This window comes from Pontibacter ramchanderi (assembly GCF_002846395.1).
GTDB classification, from domain to species: domain Bacteria; phylum Bacteroidota; class Bacteroidia; order Cytophagales; family Hymenobacteraceae; genus Pontibacter; species Pontibacter ramchanderi.
Genome location: NZ_PJMU01000012.1, coordinates 1 through 1,878 on the forward strand (window position 1 = coordinate 1; position 1,878 = coordinate 1,878).

Sequence of the window (1,878 nt, forward strand, 5' to 3'; positions counted from 1 at the left end):
TCCGATGAAAGACAACAGCATTAGAATAAGAAATATCTGCCAATGCTTTGCCTTTAGTATTGCTTTCATTTTTTTAATTAATCTTACCGCCAACGTACTGGTGTAGACGGTGTGCGAGGCTTACAGCCGTAGCATAAAGTATACACGTGGTTGGGCATTGCATTTCTTAAACTAACAAATCAAGGTGCACAATCATGCTGCCTTAAATGAGAAGCTTTTCAATATATCAAGCATACTGCTTTCATACTCTGCCATTTTTGAGGCTGGCACGAAGAAGTAGATGTTAATCAAAGTATCACCGCGTTTAAGAAAGAACAAGTTTAAATAATCATTTGAGTCATTGTTTAACAGCACAACAGACTGCGCCTTCACATCACCAATCATCATTTCTTCCCTGCTAACTTCTTTTAGGTTGTTTGCGCCTACTGCCTCTTTCATTTGCTTGCTCAATTCAGTGCTTAATGGCTGAGAGCTTGCGTTTGCACCCATAATCAGAAAAATACCTGCCTCTTTGTTCTTGAATGAAGTAAATGTGTTTGAGCTAATTGAGTCCAACTTAAAGCTGGGGGGCAGGGTCACTTTGAAACCTGCTGGGAAACTAATATACTCTTGCTCCCCGTCTGAATACCTTATTAATGCGTAGCGGTCGCCCGAGTCATAATAACCCCTTGCCGCTACTTGCCCCCTGTTGTTGTAGGAGACGACTTCACCTTCCAACCTGTCATTTTGGTAAATTCCTTCTTCCTTCTTCTTACTGTTTTCAAAGTAATAAACATAGTTACCATGTTTTTTACCGTCTCTGATTGAAAAGGCTGTCTCCACGTCACCGTCGTTATAGAAAGTCAGAAGCGTGTCCTGCTGAACACCATTTTCAAAATAGGTTTTCTTACGCATTGTCCCATTCTTGTGGAAGAATTGTGACCAACCATGCTGCTTTCCATCTTTGAAGTCAACCAGAGAAGAAATGCTTCCTCCTTCAAAGTACTCGGTTAATCTACCGTCTGCTACACCCTCACTATTCACATAGTACTCTTGCTTGATTTCTCCTGACGAGTAGTATTTAGTCCTTTTGTCCTTCTCATATACCTTATTAAGAAAAAAGAGAATCGCTACAGCAATGAATATCACAGGAATAAATCTTTTATAGCTTCTCTTTTTTATCATTGCTTCAATTTTCGATGCCTGCACCGCTGCATGGTTTGTACTGTTGGATTGAATGGTAACGGAATTCAATGTTTTATTTGCTTTATTTATTGCCCAACGGACTTGGCCATAAGGCGGCGTAGCTGCCTTATGGGTGTGGTTAGCATAATGTTTTATTCCTTTCTAATTTTCCTGAAGATTTTCAGCCTGTCTTCATTCGTTCTACTGAAATTTCCAGAACATACGTCTGTTGCAAACTCACCTTTGTTATTTACATAACCAAAGATGATGTAAGTGTCACCTGTTTTAAAGTACTGACTGCAATTAGACCATCTCGGAGTTATCTCTATTATATCGGTTTTGATTTCTCCCTTATATACTTTGTTCACTTTCAAGACAGCATTATACCCACCTTGCCGCCAGTACGTTGGGTCAGTTGACATTACATAGTCACCTTTTGTTAAGCTGTCTTTTACAAATTCAACTTTTGCAGAAATCACGAAATCGGATGCCACAAATCTTTCTTTCATAAATGTTTCAAGCGAAGCATACATGTCACATCTACATGCATAAGAATTAGTCGCTACAATTATTAGGAATAATAAGAGGGTAAATCTTTTCATATTTTCAACTTAATGCTAACGTACTAAGCTAAACGACGGGCGAGGCCGTAGGCCGAAGGCTGACGTTTAGGTGTTGTTAGGTCAAGAGATTTTTTCTTTCAGGTAGTTTCCC

At 39.4% G+C, this 1,878-nt stretch carries 2 protein-coding genes; both read right to left on the reverse strand.

The features are described 5' to 3' along the window. Positions 1-192 precede the first annotated feature (192 nt). Positions 193-1,233 (reverse strand): toxin-antitoxin system YwqK family antitoxin, encoded by a 1,041-nt coding sequence (locus BD749_RS19165; protein WP_101447520.1) that lies wholly within the window; start codon positions 1,231-1,233, stop codon positions 193-195. A gap of 83 nt (positions 1,234-1,316) precedes the next feature. Continuing rightward, on the reverse strand, positions 1,317-1,766 hold the full coding sequence (locus BD749_RS19170; protein ID WP_101447522.1) for a hypothetical protein: 450 nt from the start codon (positions 1,764-1,766) through the stop codon (positions 1,317-1,319). Between the last annotated feature and the right edge of the window lie 112 nt (positions 1,767-1,878).

Bases quoted from the DNA above. Each gene is read 5' to 3' on its own strand.
- BD749_RS19170 (WP_101447522.1), bottom strand. From the start codon at position 1,766: ATGAAAAGATTTACCCTCTTATTATTCCTAATAATTGTAGCGACTAAT.